The sequence below is a fragment of the Ensifer sp. LC11 genome, from assembly GCF_001695835.1.
Taxonomy (GTDB): domain Bacteria; phylum Pseudomonadota; class Alphaproteobacteria; order Rhizobiales; family Rhizobiaceae; genus Ensifer.
In genome coordinates this window covers 169,368-190,266 of sequence record NZ_MBSO01000067.1, presented here as the reverse complement: position 1 = coordinate 190,266, position 20,899 = coordinate 169,368, and the positions used below count along the sequence as shown (strand labels likewise).

The following is a 20,899-nucleotide window of genomic DNA, read 5'->3' as shown; positions in this document are numbered from 1 at the left end:
GCTGGCGCTCAGGCGAGAATGTCGACGGTGATGCGGTTGGCGATCTCCGCCGGATCGGTCGCGGCTTCCACGACGCCGGCCAGCTTGAGATCCTCGTAGCCGATCTGCACCTCCTTGATCAGCTCCTTGCCGAACCAGTGCTTGTGATAGGTGAACGAGGCGAGCACTTCCGTCAGATCATCGAGCGGGATGCCCGGCTTCAATGTGTCGAAGTACCATTTGGCGACTTCGTCCGGATGCTCGGCGGTATACTGATGGATCTCCAGATTGGCGGTGGCTACCCGGCGGATGGCGTCCTTGTTGGCTTGGAGGTAGTCGCCGTTGACGCCCAGCACGCAGCAGACGCGATCCTTGAAGACGCCGGTCTGGGTGTCGTAGATCTTCAGGAAGCCGTGCTGCTTTTCATAGGAATAGGCCCAGGGGTCCATATGTGCGACGGCATCGGCCTCGCCCTTGAGCACGCCTTCGGCAACGAGGTCGAAGGGGAACACCTTCCAGGTAACGTCCCGTTCCGGATCGAGACCCGCCTTGGCGAGCGCGACGGAAAAGGCGACGCGCGAGGGCGAGCCGACGTCGAAGGTTCCGATCGTCTTGCCCTTGAGGTCGGCGAGCGACTGGATGCCCGCGTCGGGTTTGACCAGCAGGCGCTGGCAGCCGCCGTGCGAGCCGGCGAAGAGCTTGACATCAAAACCCTGCTCGATCGGCTTCAGCCAGTCGTAGAGCAGGCCGGGACCGGCCTCTGCCTTCCTGGTCGCCAGCGCCTGGATCAATGTCTGGCCGCTTGCCCCCTGATAGAAGAGTTCGACGTCGAGGCCGTGCTTGGCGTAGATGCCCTTGTGCAGGCCAAAGCCGACGGGCGAGTGGCAGGCGGCGACCTCCGTCCACTCCAGCGTGATCTTGGACAGGTTGCCGGCGATGGCATAGTTCGTGGCGCGGCTCGCGGCGACCCCGAGTGCTGCAGCGGCCCCTGCTGCGGTGGTCGCCTTCAGAAGCGTTCGGCGCGACAGGCCGCCAGTCGTCGAAAAGATTTGGCTCATGATCATCCCCGCTCGCATGTGGTGACAACAGCCTAACCGGTGTCGCGGAGATTATTCAATATTATCTATGGAAATTATGGACTAAATTTCGCGCCCCGCGCGCAGTCCGCTTTCGAATGTCTGGCTGTTGCGCGAAAAATCCGTCCGGCATCGGATCCAGCGATATGCTCGCAGGTACTTCACGTCGAAGCGTCTGGGTGAAAGACCGGGCCTGCGCATGGCTGGCACCAGTGTCGGGAACGGGGTGCCGTGTGCGTAAGTTCGCGTCCGGGCGGGCTTGCCGTCAAGCACACCAAAGAGCCCTGTCTTTTTCGAAACAGGGCTCCTGAAGAGCGAAGCTCTGAGATTGCCGGCATCAAAATCGTCCGAAGTCGGCCGAACCTTTGCCACCGCGCGATCGCGAGCGGAAACCGTCCAGGCAGTTCAGCAGCGACCGAGGCTCGGGCGCGTCAGCAGTTCGTTGGTGAGATGCGCTCGCTTGCTACCGCAGTCCTCGGCCTCCTTGAGCAGCGACGCAAGCGCCAGCTCGAGACAGTACTGGACGCCTTCGACATTGAGGGTCTTGGCGGAGTCGCGCGCATAGGTGACAAGACGAGCCAGTGCCAGAAGCTCCTTTTCCTTGTCTTCCGGCTCGGCCGGCACAGCGAATGAAGATAGCATGATTTTCCCCAGCTCCCTGTGGATCGATGATCCCGTTCAGCGTGACCAATCATAGCGTGACTGCGCTCCAGCGCGCGTGACATGAGCGTGACACACGTTGTATGGGAAAACCGCGCTCTTAAGATGAAGCGTCAGGTTGACCGGACAACCTCTTCCACATGCTGGTAGAATTGAATTTCCAGTTTTTGGCTACAACCGTCCGTTGGGTTGGCGCGGAATGCAGGGCGTCGAGCAGATGCTGCGCATCAAGTCTTTTCTGGTCAACGAACCGGGCGTCGAGCAGCTCGATCACGCCGGCCGGATCGATGCCTGTGGGCAGCGCAACGCGCGCGATGATGTTGGCCCAGTTGCGTTCCTTGTAGAAGATACCGGCCGCCGTGGCAGCAATCGCCGCAACCAGGTCCGAGGTAAGAGCCCCGTCTTCCCCAAGGCGCTTGAGGGTTGCGTCGACATTGACGAGAGGCAAGGTCAGCGGCAGATAGCCGAGCTCGGCCGGGCCATGGATAAGCGCGACATCGGCGTCGTCCACCCGCGCTCGGGTGGCGTATTGCCGGAAAATGTCACCAATGCCAACCATGCCGAAGGACGCGCATTCCGCTGCGCGAAGCGCGCCCATGCTGGCGGCGCCAAGGACCCGCACGCCTTGCGACAGCGCGTACAGTATCTCCTTGTGCCAGACGGGTGCGACGTTCTCGAAATTGCCATCGACGAGCCCGATCGCCACCGCGCCGCTTTCGACCGCGCGCAAGATGTCGCCCTGGACCGCGGGGGGCAGGACAAGGATCTCCTTGCCGGCCGTCAGGCGCGCATCCGGTAAGGTCGGGCCAATGAAGGCGACTTTCATCCGGCCTCCAGCGCTTTGGCAAGCGCCCGCTCGCCAAAGCGGCGCTTGCGCATGCCGTCGGGATTTTCCAGCGCCGGTACGATAATCTTGACCACTGAAAAGGGCATGTCGCTGTCCATCAGCGGGACGACGATGATTGTGCGGATGCGCGCAATGTCGAGCCGCCGTACCACGAGATCGAGCAGCGCGTGCGGTCCCCGCCGGACGGCGGTCGTTGCCATGGGCTTCCGTTGCGGCACGGCCGTAAACAGGCCGCGTGTTTCATCGGGAAGGTCGCGGACGAATGTCTCGGGGAACACGTCGTCGCGGGCACCACTGATATAGGTGAGCCGTGACTGCGCGGCTTCGGTCACGGCGCGGATGGCGGCTCGCCGTGCCTCCGGATGGGCGCCATGGCCAATCGTCACGTCGTGATAGCGGAGTCGTTTCGCCGACAGGATGCCGGCGTCGGCCAAGGTTGCGGCATAGCAGGGAATGCCAATGTCACTGGTCATGTCGAACAGGCGCAACTCAAGACCGCAGGAAACAATCCGTCCGGTCATATCGTCAAGAATGGGATCCTCAAAGGATGCAGGATCGATGCAACCGCTGAGCTTGCCGCGCAAAGGCAGCAGGCGCCAGAGCGTTTCGGCATCGCGCTCGATGCGCTCCAGCAAGCCGTGCAGGATCGCCTCCGCCTCGGAATTGCCCGAGGCGAGGCCATCGGAGGATTGCCAGTAACGGCAGCCGTCAAGGGTCCGGTCGAGGACCGCCGCCTCGCGCGGCACCCAGGTCGTCGCGCCGTCCGAGAGGTCGAAGCCGCGCAACCAGTCGATCGGTTCGTCGTCCTTGAGATCCGTATGCCCGGCGGCGATGAAACCCGGAAGCGCCAGGGCGCGGTCGCCGGCCTTGCACAAGTCATGCCGCGTTGCCGTCCTCACCGGTACGGACGGGTCGCTGGCGATGGCGCGTTCAAGCGCTTCCATCGCAGCCGAAACCTTGGCGTCGATATCGGTGATGCCTTTGCCCTGGTTGATGACGATCGACCTGGCGTTCGGCGAAACCGCGCTCCAGACGGGAATGCCGATCCTGTCCAGTCCGGTCAGGCGGGCCAGTCTGCTGACGCCGAGTTTCGGCAGAAATGATTCAACCCGCCGGAAGGTCTCCTCGGGCGAGCAGGAACGATCGCTGTAGGAAAGCATGTCGGCCGTCGGACGAGCGCGTTGGTCGTCCGACGGCCGGTTCTTGTCGGTGGCCTGTGCCACGCGCCGGACTAGCCGTCCATGAATCCGCCCGAGACCGAGCCGGACGAGGCGGCAAGCACGGCCAGGTTGACGCCCTTGTGCACCATTGCACCGCTGCTGTTGCGCAGGTCATTGGCGGCTGCCAAGGGGCCTTGTGTCGGGGTTGGGATCAGCGACACCGTTCCTGCGTCCAGATCAGCAACCCAAAGCCTGTCGTCACCCGCTACGCCGATTACCACCACTTTCGCCATTTGCCCCTCCTTGTGTTGTTGCTTGACGTGAATATCAGAAGCCTGCTTTGCGCAGGCCCTCGCAATAGTGGATTCGCTGCCATTCTTCCCTAAAGGGGACGATCGCGATCCATTTGTCGAGGTCAAAATCGGGGTGGACATCAAAAGTCTTGCGTACGAACTGGCGCGCCTTCTTCCGGTTGCCAAGCATGCCCCAGCTCGCGGCCGACAACCGGTCGGCCGGGGTGGGATCGCGCATGCGCTCGATGTAGGCGATCGCCTGTTCGTATTGGCCGAGCGAGTAGCTGGCTCCGGCCGCGGTCCAGAAATATTCATCCGGTGCGATCGGGTTGAGGTCGAGCGCTGCCTGGATCTTGCGCAGCCCGCCTTCCGGCCTCGACGCCTGCACCAGCGTATCGGCATAGCTTGCGATCACATTGGCATGTTGCGGGCTCAGCGCCTCCGCCTTGTCGTGGAACTCCATGCTCTCGTCGAACTGCCGGAGATAGAGCTTCACGACGCCGAGCTCGCGGTAGCCCGTCGCCAGCGTGTCGTCGGCGACGACCGCGTCACGCGCGTGCCGCTCGGCAAGTGCCAGCAGCTCGCCGTCGCCGCGCGCCGTCAGCAGCCATTCGACAAAGTAGCTGCGCGCCAGGCCGCTCATTGCCGGTGCGAAGTCGCCATTCTGGTAGAGCGCTTCGCGGAAACTTTTGCGAGCGCGCCGTACTTCGGGAAGATTGAGCTGCTTGAGATAGCGCTGCCCCAGGAGGAAACTGCGATAGGAGCCGACATTGGTCTCGTAGGTTTTCCGGTGCGTCTCGTTGCGCTCCACCTGACTGGCGATGGCAAGCGCGATCTGGCGGGCAATCTCCCGTCGCGAGGTCATCAATCCGTCGCCATCGAGATTGAAGCGATCGGCCCAGATCACCTCGTCGTTGGCAAAGAAGATCAGCTGCGTGAAGAGCGTCAGCCGGTTGCCCTCGTCCGTCAGGCGTGTGTCGAGAATATAGCTGATCGCGTGCTTCTGGTATGTGTTCGCCTTGTCGGCCTGGAGGCTGATCTGGGCCGCCGTGTAGGGGGCAATTACCGAAACTGAGCGAAGCGCGCAGAGACCGATCGTGACATCTTCGATCAAGGCGCTCGCAAACTGAGTTGCCGGGCTGTCGATCGTTCCGTTGTTTGGCGGCAGGAGCACGACGCGGGGCGGGCGCATGTCGACGGCCGGCTCCGACGCCGGGATAGACATCACCGAAGCCGGTCGCCATTCCGGCCCGATTGCCACCGCCGGCACGCCGACATGCGAGACAGCCCGCGCTTCGAAGTGATTGCCTTCGAGCTGAAACGCCTGAGCGAGGATCTTGCGTACGTCTTCATCGAGGGGATTGCGCTCAAGCAGCCGGGTCGCTGCCGTCTTGACCAATTTGCGGTGGCCGTTTGTCGCTTCCGGCGCGGCGAGCAGCAGGCTCTCGCGCAAGAATTCCATGTGTTCGCCGCGTTGCCGCTCGATCCAGCTGTGCAGCGCCTGCCCCTGGGATCTCAGATCCCTGAGGAAGTCCTCCTGTAACGTTTCTACAGCCAATTGGAGGCGGGACAGCGGATCGCCTACGTCGCGACTGATGGCATCCAGATCGCTTCGCAACCGGCTGGAATCAAGCCGCACCGACGACTGCGAAAAACTCAAGAAGTGGCAGCCGAGTTCCTGCTGTCGCGCACTGATACGGGATATCGTCTTGCGCAGATTGACGAAGGCCTGGCTCGGGACGACCTCGTCCCACAGCAGCTTGGCGACGTCATTTCGAGACTGCTCGCTATGCCCGCCGACGATCAGATAACAAAGGACGAGCAGACCCTTCTCGGGGAAAACGACCTCGCGCCCGTCCGCATCGACGAGCCGCAGGCGCCCAAGGGTCTGCAGTCTGAATGTCATCCGATCATTCCTGTGGCGCGCGGACGCTTATCCGTGCAGGTCCTGAGCGTGGCTCGCCCCTGTCCGAGTGGGCTCGGTCTCCGGCGTCTGAGCAACGGCAGCGACCAATGAGATGATTTTCTTGCGCAGCACCGGATCGGTGATCTTCAGGAAGGCGCGATTGAGCGCGATACCTTCCTTCGACGAAACGAAGGAGGAAATCTCGCTCGGCTCGCGCGTCGTCTCGCCATTGCGGGCGCCGGCGTCTTCACCCTCCTGGAAGAAGAAGCTCGGGTGGACGCCGAGGATATCGGCGATCGCCTGCAGGCGGCTCGCGCCGATACGGTTGGTGCCCTTTTCGTACTTCTGCACCTGCTGGAATGTGATCCCGAGGCCGTCTGCCAGTTTCTCCTGGCTCAATCCGGCCATCAACCGACGCATCCTCACGCGGGAACCGACGAAGACATCTATCTGGCTGGGGGCTTTCGTGTTCACTTGCATTTCCTCCGCACGTAGGAGTGTCAAATCATGCATATGAGTTTGCTTGAATAAATGCCCCGATGCAATCACCACGGGCTAAAACAAAGAGATTTGCAGCGTAATAGGCGGTTTCCCTGTCGCAGCTCGGCCGCGGATCACCGCAAACGAAGCAGAGGCCGGAAAACGTGGCCGTCTCACAGACATGACGCCACCTGATGTCAGCGTTTTTGCTGGCGATTCGGTCGGTCTCGCACCGATCACATGCGGCCGCCGAGATCATATCTGCCGATCCCGATGCGCTTCACGCTCAGCTGTTACGCTCGCCGTTACTGTTACGTACTTGCGCTCCGGCGAAGGGCAAGCTGCTTATGTCTCAACCGATTTGCGGTAACCACTTCGGGTAGAGGTCGTTGTGGGGTGCCGGTTCGGATCGCCTATGGAAGTCGGAGAACGATATGCGCAGATTGACACTTGCCTTGACCCTTCTCGCAATGGCCTCAGCACCGGCTGAAGCCGGCCCGGCAACGACGAGCGCATCCGTCAATTTCCGGGAAGGACCGGGAACCGGCTTCGACAGTCTCGGCACGATCGCGGAGGGTGCAAACGTCGACGTCAAGGAATGCGACGATGCCGGCACCTGGTGCGCCGTGAGCGTCAACGGCCAGAACGGCTTCGTCAGCGGCAAGTATCTGAACGATGCCGATCCCAAGGGGCTCGGTTGGCCGCGCGCCTTTACGACCGACAGCGGCGCGACCATCACGCTCTATCAACCGCAGATCAACGCGTGGAAGGATTTCACCGAACTCGATGCGCTGATCGCTGCCGAATACAAGAAGTCCGACGACGCCAAGCCGATCTACGGCGTCATCGGTGTCACCGGCAAGACCGATGCCGACAGCGCGGCCGGCCAGGTCGTCGTTTCGGACATCAAGATGACGGAGATCAACTTTTCGGTTCTGGACAGAAAGGAACTGGCGGACCTCGCGCTGGACGTCGGCAAGTTGATGCCCGTTGGAACGATCACGGTGTCGGAAAACAAACTGACGGCGAGCCTTGCCGACTATGAGCGGCTCGGCAATGTCGAGGGGCTGAAGGCCGATCCGCCGCCGATCTTTGTCAGCAAGCAAGCGGCGATCCTGGTCCAGACCAACGGCAAGGCGGTGTTCGCGCCGGTCAAGGGCGTCGAGGGGCTCTCCTTCGCGGTCAACACCAACTGGGATATTTTCAAGGTTGAGGCAGACAGCACCTACTATCTGCGCAACGACAAGACATGGCTGCAATCGAAAGATCTGGCCTCGGGCTGGCAGCCCGCATCATCGTTGCCGGACATTTTCGGCAAGCTGCCGGACGACGACAATTGGAAGGACGCCAAGGCGGCGATCCCGCCTCAGGCCGCAAGCGGTGTCGCGCCGAAGGTCATCTATACGGACAAGCCTTCGGAGCTGCTCGTCTTCGATGGCGAGCCGAAGCTCGAGCCGGTGCCGGGCACGGGACTGAAGGTTGCGACCAACAGCGAGAGCGATGTCTTCTACCGCGATGCGGATTCCAACTGGTATATTCTCGTCTCCGGCCGCTGGTTCGCAGCCGCGTCTCTCGATGGCCCCTGGACCTTTGCGACGCCCAAGCTTCCGGACGACTTCCAGAACATTCCGCAGGATGCGGCCTATTACACTGTACGCTCATCCGTGCCGGGCACGTCGGAAAACGCCGAGGCACGGCTGAAGGCGAGCATTCCGGAAAAGGCGCGCGTCGCGCTCGACGGCTCGGTCAAGGTGGACGTCGCCTATAGCGGCGATCCGAAATTTGAGAAGATCGACGGCACGTCGCTGACCTACGCCGTCAACACGAACGAGACGGTCATCAAGGTCGGCGACAAATATTTCGCGCTGAAGGACGGCGTCTGGTTCGTCGGCGCTGCGCCGGCGGGGCCGTTCAGCGTCGCCAAGGCGGTCCCGGACGAGATCTATACCATTCCGCCGTCGTCCCCGGTCTACAATGCCACTTACGTTCGTATCTACGACACCGAGCCCGACGCCGTCTGGTTCGGGTACACGATGGGGTATCTCGGTGCCTATCTCGCCTGGGATACGTTCGTCTATGGCACCGGCTGGTACTATGACGACTACTGGGACTATGGCTGGGCTGGCGGCGGCTACTGGCCCTATTATCCGACCCCGGTGACCTATGGCGTCGGTGCTTTCTACAATCCGGCCGTCGGTACCTTCGGCCGCTATGGTTATGCCTATGGGCCTTATCGTGGCATCGCTGCAGGGGCCGCCTACAATCCGCGCACCGGCACCTATGTTCGCGGCGCCGTCGGCTACGGGCCGAATGGAGATCGTGGCTTTGTCGCCGCCTACAATCCGCGCACCGGCAACGCGGCGATCGCACGCGGCGGGCACAATGTCTATGGCAGCTGGGGCACGGCATCGGTCAAGCATGGCTCCGACTTTGCGCGCATCAGTGGCGGCTCGACGGCAAGTGGTGGCGGCGTCCATTGGCGGACGTCTGACGGGAACCACGGCTTTGTCGCCGGCGGCAAGGGCGGTGACGTCTATGCCGGGCGCGACGGGAACATCTATCGCCGTGACGACGGGCAATGGCAGAAGCACACGCCTGACGGCTGGCAGCCTGTTCAGAAGCCATCGATCCAGGACCGGGCGACGGCGGGACAACAATTCGTCACCAGGCATCCTGATGCCGCCCAGAACCTTAACGAGCGGATCACCACGGGTGATCGCGCGCCGGATCATCTGGCGATCGACAACATCGGGCGGCAACTTGGCAATCAGCGCTCCTTCGAGCGCCAGTCCTTCGATCAGCGACCGTTGAACTTCCCGACCGGGGGTGCCGGGGGCTTCGACCGCCCGGGTGGCTTCGGTGGGGGCGGCTACGGCGGCGGAGGTTTCCACGGCGGTGGCGGCTTTGGCGGCGGTGGCGGCGGTTTCCACGGAGGGGGAGGCTTCGGTGGCGGTGGCTTCCATGGCGGCGGCGGATTCCGGCGCCGTTGATGCCATCGTGAACGAACATTGACGAAATTGCCCGCGGGTATGCTAGCTTTCGTATGGGTTAAAATGTGTCGGTCGGGGGATCGTCACGATCGGCGGGGGTGCTGAGAATGGGTTGTGTCGGGTTGTCGCGTCGTCTGCTGGAGCCGGTCCTCGGTTTCCTTACGCTTCTGTTCATCCTCGTCGGACCGGCCCTGCCGGCCTTGGCGCAGGATGCGGCGACTGCCGCGCCGCCCGCCAAGGTCCAGCAGCTGATCCAGCTTCTCGACGATCCGGAGGTGAAGCAATGGCTGTCTACGAAACAGGCGCCGGCAGCTCCGGCGACGGCACCCGCAACAGAGACGCCGGCTACAGGCGTCGTCGCTCGGTGGACGGCCGAAATCAGGCGACACCTGACGGGTATCGGCAATGCGGTTCCGCGCGTTTTTCCGGAAATGCAGGCAGCGCGGGAACGCCTGGCCGGCGATATGGAGAGCCACGGCGCGGCGCCCATCCTCAAAGGGTTCTTTTTCATTCTGCTGATCGGCTACGGCGCCGAGTATCTCCTGCGCTGGCTGCTCAGGCGCAGCCTGCGGGGCGCCGTGCTGACGGGGCCGGCCCGAACGATGCTCACACGCGTTCTGCCGCTGATCGTGTTTGCGGCGGCCAGCATGTCCGTACTTGCCATCGCCGATTGGCCGACGCGGCTTGAGACGACGATTGCGCCGCTGCTTGGCGCCTGGATCGGTGCCCGCCTGCTGATGATCATCGCATCGGCCGTTCTGACCGGCGGCCCGGTCAACGAGGGAAGCGCGGACGGGCGAGCTGGATATCTGTCGCTGACGACGGACGAGGCCCGCTTCTGGCATCGTCACTGCCTGTGGTTGATTGCCGCCGCGGCGCTCGTCTGGGGCGTCGGCGATGCGATGCGGGCACTCTCCATCTCCACCGATGTGCGTAGCCTCATCACCGCCATCCTGGGGCTGGTGGTGCTGGCACTCGGAGTTCTCACAGTGGTGCGGCGCCCTGTGGGTGCTGTCACCCGTTCGCGCCGTATCGTCGGCAACGTACTCTTGATCGCCTTTCTGATCGTCCTTTGGCTCCTCTGGGTCGCCGGCATGGACGTCCTGTTCTGGATCGGCCTCTATGTGATCGGCTTGCCGCCGCTGCTGCGTTTTACCAGTGCCTTCACCAAGACGTTGCTGGACGCTTCTGCCGAAGAGGAGACGCGTGTCATGCGCAACATCTTCATCGAGCGCGGCGCGCGGCTGCTGGTCATCGCTCTGGCCGCCGGCTGGCTGGCGCTCGTCTTCAAGGTCAGTGCCACGGCAATGATGGAGGACGACGCCTTCAATCGGGTTGTCCGAGGGGTGTTGGCTGGTGTCGTCATCCTGCTGGCGGCGGACCTCGTCTGGCAGCTCGCGAAGGGCTTCATCAATCTGCGCATGAAGCAGGCCCGCCACGTGCCCGACGATCCGGCGGAACTTGCCCGCAACACGCGGCTGCTGACCTTGCTGCCGATCCTGCGCAACTTCCTCGCGGCGTTCATTGCGGTGGTGGCGGTGCTGATGGTGCTGTCCGGCCTCGGCGTGGAGATCGGCCCGCTGATTGCCGGCGCCGGTGTTTTCGGCGTGGCGATCGGCTTCGGGTCGCAGACCCTGGTCAAGGACGTCATCAGCGGCATCTTTTACATGATGGACGACGCCTTCCGGATCGGGGAATACATCCAGAGTGGCAGCTACAAGGGCACGGTCGAATCCTTCAGCATCCGCTCCGTCAAGCTCAGGCACCATCGCGGCCCGGTCTTTACCGTGCCTTTCGGGTCGCTCGGGGCGGTGCAGAACATGAGCCGAGACTGGGTGATCGACAAGTTCCTGATCAACGTCTCTTTCGATGCCGACGTCGCCAAGGTGAAGAAGGTGGTAAAGGGCATCGGCGCCAAACTGCTCGAGGATCCGGATATCGGGCCGCTGATCCTGGAAACGGTCAAGATGAAGGGCGTCGAGAATTTTGGCGACTATGGGATGACCTTGAGTTTCGCCATGAAGACGAAGCCGGGAAGCCAGACCCAGGTCAGACGTCGGGCCCAGGTCATGATCAAGGAAGCCTTCAAGGAAAACGGCATCAACTTCGCCTCGCCGACGGTGCAGGTGGCGGGCGACGAGCAGCAGCAATCTGCCGCCGCGGCCGCGGCAACCCGCGACGCGATCGCAAAGAAGAACGCTGCGGCCGCGCTTGGCGAGGGCGGCCCGCCGCAGGAATAGTTTGGACTGGTCGACAAGGGTTCCCTGGGCTGGGCAGGTCAGCATGAAACGGCTTTTGTTCGGAATATTGATCCTGTTGTTCGTTGGTGGCGGCAACGCTTGGGCACAATCGAGCGAACAATTCCTCCGCTCGATGCTCGTTCCCCACACGGACGACTTCGACGACATGGAAAAGCGTCGCGTCGTTCGCATCATCGTCCCCTTCAGCAAGACGATCTACTTCATCGACCGCGGCCAGCAGCTGGGGACCGCTGTCGACTTTGGCATGGCGCTCGAAAATGAGCTCAACAAAGGGCGCAAGAAGCAGATCGACAAGATCCGCGTCGGCTTCGTGCCCATGCCGCGGGCAAAGCTCCTGTCGGCGCTCGAAGATGGCCTCGGCGACATCGTCATGGCCAACCTGACGATCACCGAGACCCGCCTTGCCAAGGTGGACTTCACCGATCCGCTGTTTGCCGAAGCCAAGGAGGTTCTGGTCACGGGGCCTTCGTCGCCGGCAATTGCCAGCCTGGACGATATGAGCGGCAAGGAGATCCACGTGCGCCGCTCAAGCAGTTACTATGAGCATCTGGCGGCACTCAGCGCGAACTTCGAAAAGGCGGGGCGTGCGCCGATCGCGCTGAAGGACATGGATGAGAACCTCGAGGATGAAGACCTCCTCGAGATGATCAACGCGGGTCTGTTGCCGTGGACGGTGGTCGACAAATACAAGGCGGATATCTGGGCAACGGTTTTCACAGATCTCAAGGTGCGCGACGATATCGTGGTCTCCGACCATGGCCAGATCGCCTGGGCGATCCGCAAGGACAGCCCAAAGCTCAAGGCCGCCCTCAACGATTTCGTCAAGACCCATCGGGTCGGCACGACCTTCGGCAACACCCTGAAGAACACCTATTACAAGGGTGACAAGATGCTGAAGCGCGCCTATGCGCCAGATGACATCGAACGCTTCAAGCAACTTGTGGAGATCTTCCGCAAGCACGGTACCACCTATTCCTTCGATCATCTGATGTTGATGGCGCAGGGCTATCAGGAATCGCAGCTTGATCAGTCGCGCCGCAGCCATCGCGGTGCCGTCGGCATCATGCAGCTCCTGCCTTCGACCGCGGCGGACAAATCGGTCAATATTCGCGGCATCGACAAGGACGAGGATCTCAATGTCGAGGCTGGATCGAAGTATCTTCGCTACCTCGTCGATACCTATATCAACGATCCTGAGATCACGCCGCGAGATCAGCTGCTGTTCGCGTTCGCGGCCTACAATGCCGGGCCGGGAAATCTGCGCAAGTTCCGGGCGAAGGCCAAGGACATGGGGCTCGATCCGAACCTCTGGTTCGGCAATGTTGAGAACGCAGCTGCCGCCATCGTCGGGCGCGAGACCGTTCAGTATGTGAGCAACATCTACAAGTACTATATCGCCTACAGCCTGCTTGCAGCACATGACGCTGACGCTGCGGCGGCGAAGGGCGTCGGCGCGGAGCCGGTCGCTGCGCAATAGCCAGTGCGTGCGGCAGGCGCTGATCAGACCAGCCGGCACATGGATTTGCCGTCTGGGCGCCGATGCAGAATGTGGCAAGAACGGCGACGCGATCGATGGTCGCGCCGCCCAGCCAGGAGGTGAAGACGATGATCTCTGCACGAGGTATCTCCGGTATCGGCCGGTCGTCGGGTCTATTCGCAATCATTGCGTTGATGGTCGTTGGCTGCACCACGCCGGACCTTGAGCCCATCCCCGGCAGCATCACCTATGGCGGGCAACCGCGCACGAAACTGACCAAGTCACCTGTCGGCAGCCTCGTTCCGCACCGCTTCACGAGCGGCAACAGTTTCGTGCAGGAAACCTACGTGATTGAGCCGGATCGCTCGCTGAAGCTCATCCGGAGGGACTACTACGATCTGCCGATCGATTGACGAACCAACGGTGCTTGCGTCTCACTCGGTTGACAGTCTCTTGCGAAGGCACGATAGCTCGCTGCGGATGAAGATCGCCTTTTACGCACCGCTGAAATCTCCCGATCACCCGGTTCCCTCGGGCGACCGGTTGATGGCGCGCCAGCTGATGGCAGCGTTGCAAGCTGATGGCCACGAGGTCGCTGTCGTCTCGGAGTTGCGCAGCTTCCTGGCGGCTCCGTCTGCAGACGAGTTTCATCAGCTGGAGCGGGAAGCCGACGCGGAAATCGCCCGTGTTCGAGGCACCTGGCAGCGTGATGGCGCTCCCGATCTCTGGTTCTGCTACCATCCGTATTACAAGGCGCCGGATCTTCTCGGGCCGGTGCTTGCCGCCGAGTTTTCGATGCCCTATGTGACGGCCGAGGCATCCTATTCGATGCGGCGGAACGAAGGCGTACGCGCCATCGCCCAGCGGCATGTCCTGACGGCCATCGAACAGGCGACCGTCAATATCTGTCTGACGCGGCGCGACCGCGACGGCCTTCTGGAAGCTGCCCCTGCCTGTCGTCATGCGATGCTGGCGCCGTTCATCGATGCGACGCCGTTCGTGTCGACCAGGGACAGGAGCAATGATGGCTGCCGGATGGTCGCAGTGGCGATGATGCGCAGCGGCGACAAGATGGACAGCTACCGGATGCTGGCAAAATCACTGGCGTTCATTGCCGACAGTCCCTGGGTCTTGACGGTTGTCGGAGATGGGCCTTGTCGCGAGGAGGTGCAGCAAGCCTTCGCGGCATTGCCTTCCAGCCGACTGCAATGGCTGGGTGAAAAGAAGGCGGCGGCCCTGCCGGGTATCCTTGCGAGCGGCGATCTCTACGTCTGGCCCGGCTGTGGCGAGGCCTATGGACTGGCCTATCTCGAAGCGCAAGCCACCGGCCTGCCGGTTCTTGCCCAACGAACGGCCGGCGTGCCGGAGGTGGTCCGTCACGGTGAGACCGGGATCCTGACGCCGGAAGGCGATGTCGGCGCCTATGCGGCGGCGATGCGCGACCTGATCGGAGATCCGGTCCGCCGTCGGCAATTGGGCGCGGCCGCCCGCCGCTTTGTCCACGAGGAGCGCTCGTTCCCGGCTGCAGCACAACGACTTCGTGCGATTTTCGATGAATTCCTGGAGGCGCGTGCATGACCGACAGCCATTGGCAACAGCTTTCCGCGAAGCTCGATGAGGTGGCGGCACTCGGGCGACAGGTGGATTTCTGGTGGCGGGACGACGATGCCGCCGAGCCGACGGCGGCGCTCGACCGGCTGCTGTCGCTTGTCGGCGAATACGCGGTTCCCGTGGTCATCGCCGTTCCGCCGGCCCAGGCTACCGACGCGCTTTCGCGCCGACTTGAAGGGCTTTCCGGTGCCAGCGTCGCGGTGCATGGCTGGGCGCATCGCAACCACGCGCCGCCTCTGGAGAAGAAGCAGGAATTGGGCGGACACCGGCCGCGCGCGACAGTGCTCCAGGAACTCGAACGCGGCTACGCGCGGCTGCAGATGCTTTTCCCGGCAGGTTTCGTGCCAATGCTCGTGCCGCCTTGGAACAGGATCGATGCCGCGCTTCTGGATGGCCTGCCGGACATCGGGTTCACGGCGCTATCGGTCTTCGGCCCGGAAAAGCCCTCGCCGCTTTCCGTCGTCAACACCCATGTCGACGTCATGGACTGGCGCGGGACGCGCGGCTGCCGCGACCACGCATTGATCATCGCGGACATCATGACGAGACTTCGCCAGGTCTGTGGTGACGAAGAGGAGAGGGCGGACCAGACGGGACGGACAATCGGTCTGCTGACGCACCACCTGGTACACGATGATGGCGTCTGGGACTTCCTGGAAGGCCTCTTTGCGCTAACGGTCAGGCATCCTGCGTGCCGCTGGCTCTCTGGCCGCCAAGTCACAGATCGATGATCTGTCCATCACGGGCGGCAAAGGCACCGGCAAAGGTCGCCTGAACGTCGCGCTCCATTTCCGCGAGCGCGTTGTCGGTGCGGGACGGATCGTGATGGAACATCGCGAGCCGCTTCACGCCGGCGGCCATCGCCAGCCGGGCCCCATGCATGCCGGTCGAATGTCCATATCCCTGAAAATGCGTCATCTCGCTTTCGAGATAGGTGCAGTCATAGACGAACAGATCGGCCCCGGCGATCAGCTCGAGAACGCCCGGATCGAGAATGCCGGGCTCGTGCTCGGTGTCGTAGGCCAGAGCAACGGCGCGGCCGTTCCATTCGATCCGATAGCCCACGCAGCCACCTGGATGATTGAGGCTCGTCGTGCGGATCGTTACTCCCTCGCGCGGCGTCAGCACGTCACCTGGCTTGAAATCCATCCCGTCAAGGCTTGCCTGACAGATATCCGGGTCGACGGGGAACCACGGCGGGCGCATGAAGTCGCGGATCATTTCCCTTGTGGTCATCGTGCCGTGGAGGTGGCCCGACCAGAACCGAACCGAATTGCGACATTTGTAGATCGGTTTGAAATAGGGAAGGCCGATGATGTGGTCGTAGTGGCTGTGTGTGAAGAACAGGTCAAACTCTTCCACACCTTCGGCGATCAGGGAATGGCCTGCCTCGCGTATTCCCGACCCCGCATCGAACAGCAATACATCCTTGCCGCATCGGATCTCGATGCAGGACGTATTTCCCCCATAGGCGAGGTATTGTTGGCCGGAAACCGGCAAACTTCCTCTTACGCCCCAGAACCGCACTCGAAAGTTGTCGTCACGCATTCAGTTTGGCTTCACTACGCACGCTTGGATCATTTTGATCCCTGTGTGACTGTTAAACAAGCACATATGGCCGCACCCCTGCAATGCCATGGGTTATTATTTGGAAAGTTACCCTAGCCTCGCCAAGGGCGGTGTACCCAAATCGTCCGGCGAGGCCCTCAATTTCTGCTGGGTTCGCCAGGTCGGTGGTGCCCTTAGCAACGGCATATGAAACTTTTTATCGCCCTGTTATGTAAATTATCTATCGAACGAACTGTAACTTAGGGAACAGGTCACGCATGGCTGAGGCGACAGATGGACGGTTCTACGACACCGTGCCTCTTTTCGATGCGTTCGAAGGGGTCGCGGACGAGGCGAACTATCGCCCGCTTCCCGACGGCTGGGTCCTGGCCGTTGCCGATATCGTCAATTCGACGGGTGCGATCGCGGACGGCCGCTACAAAACGGTGAACATGGCCGGAGCCAGCGTCATATCGGCCCTGATGAACGTGCTCGAAGAAAAGACGATGCCCTTTGTTTTCGGAGGCGATGGCGCGTTGGCGGCATTGCCGGCATCCATGGCCGAGAAGGCGCATGGCGCGCTCTCGGCGGTGAAGACCTGGGTGGCCGAGGAGCTTGATCTCGAATTGCGCGCTGCTCTGGTACCGGTCAGCGATATCCGCGCCAATGGTCTCGACATGCGTGTCGCGCGCTTCAAGGCGAGCGACGAGGTTTCCTACGCAATGTTTGCCGGCGGCGGCGCAAGCTGGGCCGAAGCGGCGATGAAGGCCGGGCGCTACCACGTCGATGCGGCCGCGGCCGGCAGCCGGCCCGATCTGACCGGCCTTTCCTGTCGTTGGAACCCGATCCAGTCTCGCCACGGCGCCATTGCCTCGATCATTGCTGTACCGGGTGAGAAGGGCGACGGGCCAGAGTTCCAGGCGCTCATTGCCGACATCGTCGCCTTGGCCGACGAGGAGGAGCGCAACGGCCATCCAGTTCCCGAGCTTGGGCCGAACCCGCGGTTTTCCTTCAAGGGGATCGACGCGGAGGTGCGCGCAGCCGCACCCAGAGGAAGGCGTGTTGCCGCGCGCTGCTGGATCACGCTGCAGACGCTGGTCCTGTTCGTCTGTCTCAAGATGGGCTGGAACCTCGGCTCGTTCGACACGACCCGGTACCGCCGCGACCTCGCGGACAATACTGATTTCCGCAAGTTCGACGACGGCCTGAAAATGACCATCGATATCAGTGCCGCACGCCTGGAACGGATAGAGCAGCGTCTGCGGCAGGCGGCCGCGGAAGGGGTCGGGCATTACGGCCTGCACCAGCAGGATTCGGCGCTGATGACCTGCATCGTGCCGACGCCGATGACCCGCGACCACATCCATTTCGTCGATGGGGCCTCCGGTGGTTACGCGGTGGCCGCGAGCAAGCTCAAGGCGTCACTGGCGCGCACCGAGGTGGCTCGGCAGGCCCCGGGCGGTGATGCCTAGGACGTTGTACCACACAGCCTGAACGTCCCCATCGGCGCTGGCTGGCTCCCGCTGACCCGGAGTTGTGAGGCTACGCCTTGACGATGTGGCCGCCGGAAAGCCCATTGCGATAAAACACGTTGCGCGTGTCGACTATGAGCGGCGCCCAGGCGGAAAGCGCTGCGTAGTCCACCTGATCGTGGTCGGTGGCGACCAGCACGGCATCAAATGCGGACACCGTGCTCTTTTCGAGCGCGACCGAGCGCCGACCCTTGAGCCCGCCGTACTCGCGCGTCGGCGGAATCTCGGCAACGTAGGGGTCGTGGTAGGCCGTTCGGCCACCGCGTTCTTCGATCAGCTCGATCAGGCGCAAGGACGGGCTTTCGCGAATGTCCGGAACGTTCTTCTTGTAGGCAAGGCCGATGACGAGAACGTTGGAACGGCTGAGCGCCTTGCCCGCATGTCTGTCGAGCGCCTCAGCCAGACGGCTGATGACGTGGCGCGGCATGGCCGAATTGATTTCACCTGCGAGTTCGATGAACCGCGTCGGCAGCTCGTACTCGCGCGATTTCCAGGTGAGGTAGAAGGGGTCGATCGGGATGCAATGACCGCCAAGTCCGGGACCGGGATAGAAGGGCATGTAGCCGAACGGCTTGGTCTTCGCTGCCTCGATAACCTCCCAGACGTCGATGCCCATCGCCTCGTAAACGATCTTCAATTCGTTGACGAGGGCGATGTTCACCGAGCGGAAGATGTTCTCTGTGAGCTTCACGGCCTCCGCCGTGGCGTTCGACGACACGGGCACGACGGTCTTGACCACGGACGCGTAGAACGTCTCCATCAGCCTTGCTGCTTCGGGTCCGTCTCCGGCGACGACCTTGGGAATGCTCACGGTTTCATAAACCGGGTTGCCGGGATCCTCGCGCTCCGGCGAAAAACCGACGAAGAACTCGGCAGCGGATTTAAGCCCGGTTTCTTCGAGGATGGTGCGCACGACGCCATCGGTCGTTCCCGGATAGGTGGTCGATTCGAGGACGACGAGTTGCGCTGGTCTCAAAGTTGCGGCGATCGCGCGCGACGTCTTCTCGACGAAGGAAAGATCGGGGTCGCGGTGTTTGGTCAGCGGCGTCGGCACGCAGATGATGATGACGTCGCAAGCCGCAAGCTTCTGGAAATCGGTGGTGGAGCGGAAGCGGTCGGCAGCACTCTCTTGCGAAAGGGCGGCATCTGAAACCGCCGCGATATAGGATTTGCCGGCATCGAGTGCGACGATCTTGGCGGGGTCGATGTCGAAGCCGGTGACGGGAAATCCTGCGCGAGCCGCCGCAATCGCCAGCGGCAGGCCGACATAACCGAGGCCGATGACGCCAACTTTGGCGCTTCGCGCAGAGATGGAGGACAGCAGGCTTTCGAAGTGAGGTGAGGTCAAGTTTCGTTTCCAGGTCTCGGGGACAGACGGGTGGCGCCGCGCGAACATGTCGTGGTTTGTTGGAGAGAAACAAGCCCCAAGTCAAGCGAGGTGCCCGGTCACGCTGCGAGGCGTGCCGTTGCGCCGGCTATCAATTCTTCGTGCAACAAAAATTTGCCCGGCTACTGGAAATCACCGAGGGCCATCAATATCTGCATTGTAGAAGCGCCGCATTCCGGGTGCCTGCACGTCATCGACGCCGGAATCGGCTGGAGCATTTTCTTAACGGGCACGGCTCATCATCATCCACCGCGAACATAGACCGGCGTTACGCCGGGGCGTTCGCCGTCTCTGGATGCTGAGGGGGCGGTCTGTCATGGTGAGGACGAGGCAATGGCCACGACGAATGACAAGGTATCAGAAATCCTCATCGACAAGGTCGCCGATTGGCTGATGCGAACATCGCTCAGCGACGCGCCGCTGGAGACCATCGTCAGGGGCTTTTGCGAGCGGCTCGCCGCTGCCGGCCTGCCGCTGATGCGCGTCCACCTTTCCTTCTCGATGCTGCATCCGCTCTATGACGCGCTCGGCTTTACCTGGGTCCGCGGCAAAGGCGTTGAGGTGAGCGGTCTGCGGCATGAGGAACTCGCGCTCAATCCCGAGCGCTTCCTGCAGAGCCCCTATTATTATTTGCTCAACAACAATCTCGAGCATGTCCGCCGCCGTATCTACCAGGACACGCCATCCGAGTTCCCGATCTTCGACGATCTGAAGGACATGGGTGCAACGGACTATCTGGCCTTCATGCAGTCGCTCGGCGCGGATTCCGGCCACGGCATGGTGGGGTCCTGGACGACGGATCGCCATGGCGGCTTCACCGACGATGTGATCGGGGCTTTGCTGAAGCTGCAGCATCACCTGGCGGTGGCCGCCAAGATGGCGGTGCTCGGCAAGCTCGCCGACAACATGTTGACGACCTATCTCGGGTCCAGTGCCGGCCGGCGCGTGATGAGCGGCCAGGTGCGCCGTGGCGACGGCGAAACGGTGCGCGCCATTCTCGTCATGGCCGATATGCGCCGCTCGACGATGCTGGCTGAAAAGGAAGGGCGCCAGTCCTACATCGAGACGCTCAATACCTATTTCGATGCAATTGCCGCCCCCTTCAATCGCAATGGCGGTCATATCCTGAGCTTCGTCGGCGATGGCTTCATCGCGGTCTATCCCTGCGGTCGCCACAAGGAGCCCTCGGAATTTGCCGCCCGCGAGGCCTTTGCCGCCGTGCGCGCGGCAACGGCGCGTATGGAGATGCTGAACGGCGAGCGGCGCAAGCAATCCCGCGACCCGATCGGCTACGGTATCGGGCTCCATGTCGGCAACGTGATGTTCGGCAATGTCGGTCTGCGCGACCGGTTGACGTTTTCCGCCTTCGGCTCGGCCGTCAATGAGGTCCAGAGGTTGCAGAACCTGACCAAGAAATACGCCCACAGCGTCGTCGCAAGCGAAGCCTTCGTCAACTATTGCGGCGGCGACTGGACGGCGCTCGGCCAGGAGAAGCTGAGGGGCGTGCGGCAGAAATTTACCATTCTTTATCCCAATGACGCGGCGCTGCTTGCAAGGGCGGACGAGCGCTTTGATGATGTGCTGCAGGATGGACTTTCCGAGGCGGAGCATGTCATGCTGCTTCATCGCAATACGCGCCCGCTCCAGCCGCCGCGCGGCCTTATCGACAAGATGCTTCAATAAGGGGGAAGA

17 protein-coding genes are annotated in these 20,899 nt (G+C 62.2%); 8 read left to right on the top strand and 9 right to left on the bottom strand.

All coding sequences use genetic code 11. The annotated features are described in order from the left end of the window. Positions 1 to 8 precede the first annotated feature (8 nt). The 7 genes from BBX50_RS27655 to BBX50_RS27625 all read right to left on the bottom strand — a co-directional run bounded on the left by BBX50_RS27655 (position 9) and on the right by BBX50_RS27625 (position 6,395). Positions 9 to 1,037: an ABC transporter substrate-binding protein gene (locus BBX50_RS27655; RefSeq protein WP_065778528.1), complete on the bottom strand. Its 1,029-nt coding sequence runs from the start codon at positions 1,035 to 1,037 to the stop codon at positions 9 to 11. Between the two features lie 423 nt (positions 1,038 to 1,460). Beyond that, positions 1,461 to 1,697 carry a hypothetical protein gene (locus BBX50_RS27650; RefSeq protein ID WP_065778477.1) on the bottom strand — a complete coding sequence of 79 codons (237 nt, stop codon included), beginning with the start codon at positions 1,695 to 1,697 and terminating at the stop codon, positions 1,461 to 1,463. A gap of 118 nt (positions 1,698 to 1,815) precedes the next feature. Next, a complete protein-coding gene (locus BBX50_RS27645; RefSeq protein WP_065778476.1) occupies positions 1,816 to 2,541 on the bottom strand; it encodes a TfuA-like protein in 726 nt (241 codons plus the stop codon). Then, positions 2,538 to 3,722: a YcaO-like family protein gene (locus BBX50_RS27640; protein ID WP_065778527.1), complete on the bottom strand. Its 1,185-nt coding sequence runs from the start codon at positions 3,720 to 3,722 to the stop codon at positions 2,538 to 2,540. The genes BBX50_RS27645 and BBX50_RS27640 overlap by 4 nt, the downstream gene beginning before the upstream one ends. Positions 3,723 to 3,793: 71 nt before the next feature. Continuing rightward, positions 3,794 to 4,015 (bottom strand): hypothetical protein, encoded by a 222-nt coding sequence (locus BBX50_RS27635; RefSeq protein ID WP_065778475.1) that lies wholly within the window; start codon positions 4,013 to 4,015, stop codon positions 3,794 to 3,796. A 34-nt stretch (positions 4,016 to 4,049) separates the two neighbouring features. Further along, the gene (locus tag BBX50_RS27630) at positions 4,050 to 5,921 is read right to left on the bottom strand and encodes a hypothetical protein (RefSeq protein ID WP_065778474.1); all 1,872 of its coding nucleotides are present in this window, start codon (positions 5,919 to 5,921) and stop codon (positions 4,050 to 4,052) included. A gap of 27 nt (positions 5,922 to 5,948) precedes the next feature. Then, positions 5,949 to 6,395, bottom strand: a complete 447-nt coding sequence (locus BBX50_RS27625; RefSeq protein ID WP_065778473.1) for a helix-turn-helix transcriptional regulator — start codon at positions 6,393 to 6,395, stop codon at positions 5,949 to 5,951. A 440-nt stretch (positions 6,396 to 6,835) separates the two neighbouring features. Between BBX50_RS27625 and BBX50_RS27620 the strand changes: the two genes are divergently transcribed. From BBX50_RS27620 to BBX50_RS27595, 6 genes are all read left to right on the top strand, one after another. Continuing rightward, positions 6,836 to 9,391 (top strand): SH3 domain-containing protein, encoded by a 2,556-nt coding sequence (locus tag BBX50_RS27620; RefSeq protein WP_065778472.1) that lies wholly within the window; start codon positions 6,836 to 6,838, stop codon positions 9,389 to 9,391. A 107-nt stretch (positions 9,392 to 9,498) separates the two neighbouring features. Beyond that, positions 9,499 to 11,631, top strand: coding sequence for a mechanosensitive ion channel domain-containing protein (locus BBX50_RS27615; RefSeq protein ID WP_065778471.1), 2,133 nt, complete (start codon positions 9,499 to 9,501; stop codon positions 11,629 to 11,631). Between the two features lie 43 nt (positions 11,632 to 11,674). Next, positions 11,675 to 13,129, top strand: coding sequence for a lytic transglycosylase F (locus BBX50_RS27610; RefSeq protein ID WP_083213839.1), 1,455 nt, complete (start codon positions 11,675 to 11,677; stop codon positions 13,127 to 13,129). Between the two features lie 194 nt (positions 13,130 to 13,323). Continuing rightward, positions 13,324 to 13,542: a hypothetical protein gene (locus tag BBX50_RS27605; protein WP_083213849.1), complete on the top strand. Its 219-nt coding sequence runs from the start codon at positions 13,324 to 13,326 to the stop codon at positions 13,540 to 13,542. Positions 13,543 to 13,609: 67 nt separating this feature from the next. Then, positions 13,610 to 14,707 carry a glycosyltransferase family 4 protein gene (locus BBX50_RS27600; protein ID WP_065778470.1) on the top strand — a complete coding sequence of 366 codons (1,098 nt, stop codon included), beginning with the start codon at positions 13,610 to 13,612 and terminating at the stop codon, positions 14,705 to 14,707. Continuing rightward, positions 14,704 to 15,471, top strand: a complete 768-nt coding sequence (locus BBX50_RS27595; protein ID WP_065778469.1) for a polysaccharide deacetylase family protein — start codon at positions 14,704 to 14,706, stop codon at positions 15,469 to 15,471. Before BBX50_RS27600 ends, BBX50_RS27595 begins: the two co-directional genes overlap by 4 nt. Here BBX50_RS27595 and BBX50_RS27590 read toward each other — a convergent pair. Further along, positions 15,458 to 16,288: an MBL fold metallo-hydrolase gene (locus BBX50_RS27590; RefSeq protein ID WP_065778468.1), complete on the bottom strand. Its 831-nt coding sequence runs from the start codon at positions 16,286 to 16,288 to the stop codon at positions 15,458 to 15,460. The two genes, BBX50_RS27595 and BBX50_RS27590, sit on opposite strands and share 14 nt — an antisense overlap. Before the next feature lie 278 nt (positions 16,289 to 16,566). Here BBX50_RS27590 and BBX50_RS27585 point away from each other — a divergent pair, with 278 nt between their 5' ends. Then, positions 16,567 to 17,760, top strand: coding sequence for a DUF3095 domain-containing protein (locus BBX50_RS27585; protein WP_065778467.1), 1,194 nt, complete (start codon positions 16,567 to 16,569; stop codon positions 17,758 to 17,760). Between the two features lie 70 nt (positions 17,761 to 17,830). On the opposite strand, the gene BBX50_RS27580 is transcribed toward BBX50_RS27585, so the two are convergent. Beyond that, positions 17,831 to 19,168 (bottom strand): nucleotide sugar dehydrogenase, encoded by a 1,338-nt coding sequence (locus tag BBX50_RS27580; RefSeq protein WP_065778466.1) that lies wholly within the window; start codon positions 19,166 to 19,168, stop codon positions 17,831 to 17,833. Positions 19,169 to 19,540: 372 nt separating this feature from the next. On the opposite strand from BBX50_RS27580, the gene BBX50_RS27575 reads away from it, so the two are divergent. Continuing rightward, entirely contained in the window at positions 19,541 to 20,890 is a 1,350-nt protein-coding gene (locus BBX50_RS27575) for an adenylate/guanylate cyclase domain-containing protein (RefSeq protein ID WP_065778465.1), read from the top strand. Positions 20,891 to 20,899: the final 9 nt, after the last annotated feature.

What these genes read in the sequence shown, in the direction of transcription:
- BBX50_RS27635 (WP_065778475.1), bottom strand. Translation starts at nt 4,015, where the DNA reads ATGGCGAAAGTGGTGGTAATCGGCGTAGCGGGTGACGACAGGCTTTGG.
- BBX50_RS27605 (WP_083213849.1), top strand. Translation starts at nt 13,324, where the DNA reads ATGGTCGTTGGCTGCACCACGCCGGACCTTGAGCCCATCCCCGGCAGC.
- BBX50_RS27650 (WP_065778477.1), bottom strand. Translation starts at nt 1,697, where the DNA reads ATGCTATCTTCATTCGCTGTGCCGGCCGAGCCGGAAGACAAGGAAAAG.
- BBX50_RS27655 (WP_065778528.1), bottom strand. Translation starts at nt 1,037, where the DNA reads ATGAGCCAAATCTTTTCGACGACTGGCGGCCTGTCGCGCCGAACGCTT.
- BBX50_RS27630 (WP_065778474.1), bottom strand. Translation starts at nt 5,921, where the DNA reads ATGACATTCAGACTGCAGACCCTTGGGCGCCTGCGGCTCGTCGATGCG.
- BBX50_RS27575 (WP_065778465.1), top strand. Translation starts at nt 19,541, where the DNA reads ATGGCCACGACGAATGACAAGGTATCAGAAATCCTCATCGACAAGGTC.
- BBX50_RS27590 (WP_065778468.1), bottom strand. Translation starts at nt 16,288, where the DNA reads ATGCGTGACGACAACTTTCGAGTGCGGTTCTGGGGCGTAAGAGGAAGT.
- BBX50_RS27585 (WP_065778467.1), top strand. Translation starts at nt 16,567, where the DNA reads ATGGCTGAGGCGACAGATGGACGGTTCTACGACACCGTGCCTCTTTTC.
- BBX50_RS27640 (WP_065778527.1), bottom strand. Translation starts at nt 3,722, where the DNA reads ATGCTTTCCTACAGCGATCGTTCCTGCTCGCCCGAGGAGACCTTCCGG.
- BBX50_RS27615 (WP_065778471.1), top strand. Translation starts at nt 9,499, where the DNA reads ATGGGTTGTGTCGGGTTGTCGCGTCGTCTGCTGGAGCCGGTCCTCGGT.
- BBX50_RS27600 (WP_065778470.1), top strand. Translation starts at nt 13,610, where the DNA reads ATGAAGATCGCCTTTTACGCACCGCTGAAATCTCCCGATCACCCGGTT.
- BBX50_RS27610 (WP_083213839.1), top strand. Translation starts at nt 11,675, where the DNA reads ATGAAACGGCTTTTGTTCGGAATATTGATCCTGTTGTTCGTTGGTGGC.
- BBX50_RS27595 (WP_065778469.1), top strand. Translation starts at nt 14,704, where the DNA reads ATGACCGACAGCCATTGGCAACAGCTTTCCGCGAAGCTCGATGAGGTG.
- BBX50_RS27620 (WP_065778472.1), top strand. Translation starts at nt 6,836, where the DNA reads ATGCGCAGATTGACACTTGCCTTGACCCTTCTCGCAATGGCCTCAGCA.
- BBX50_RS27645 (WP_065778476.1), bottom strand. Translation starts at nt 2,541, where the DNA reads ATGAAAGTCGCCTTCATTGGCCCGACCTTACCGGATGCGCGCCTGACG.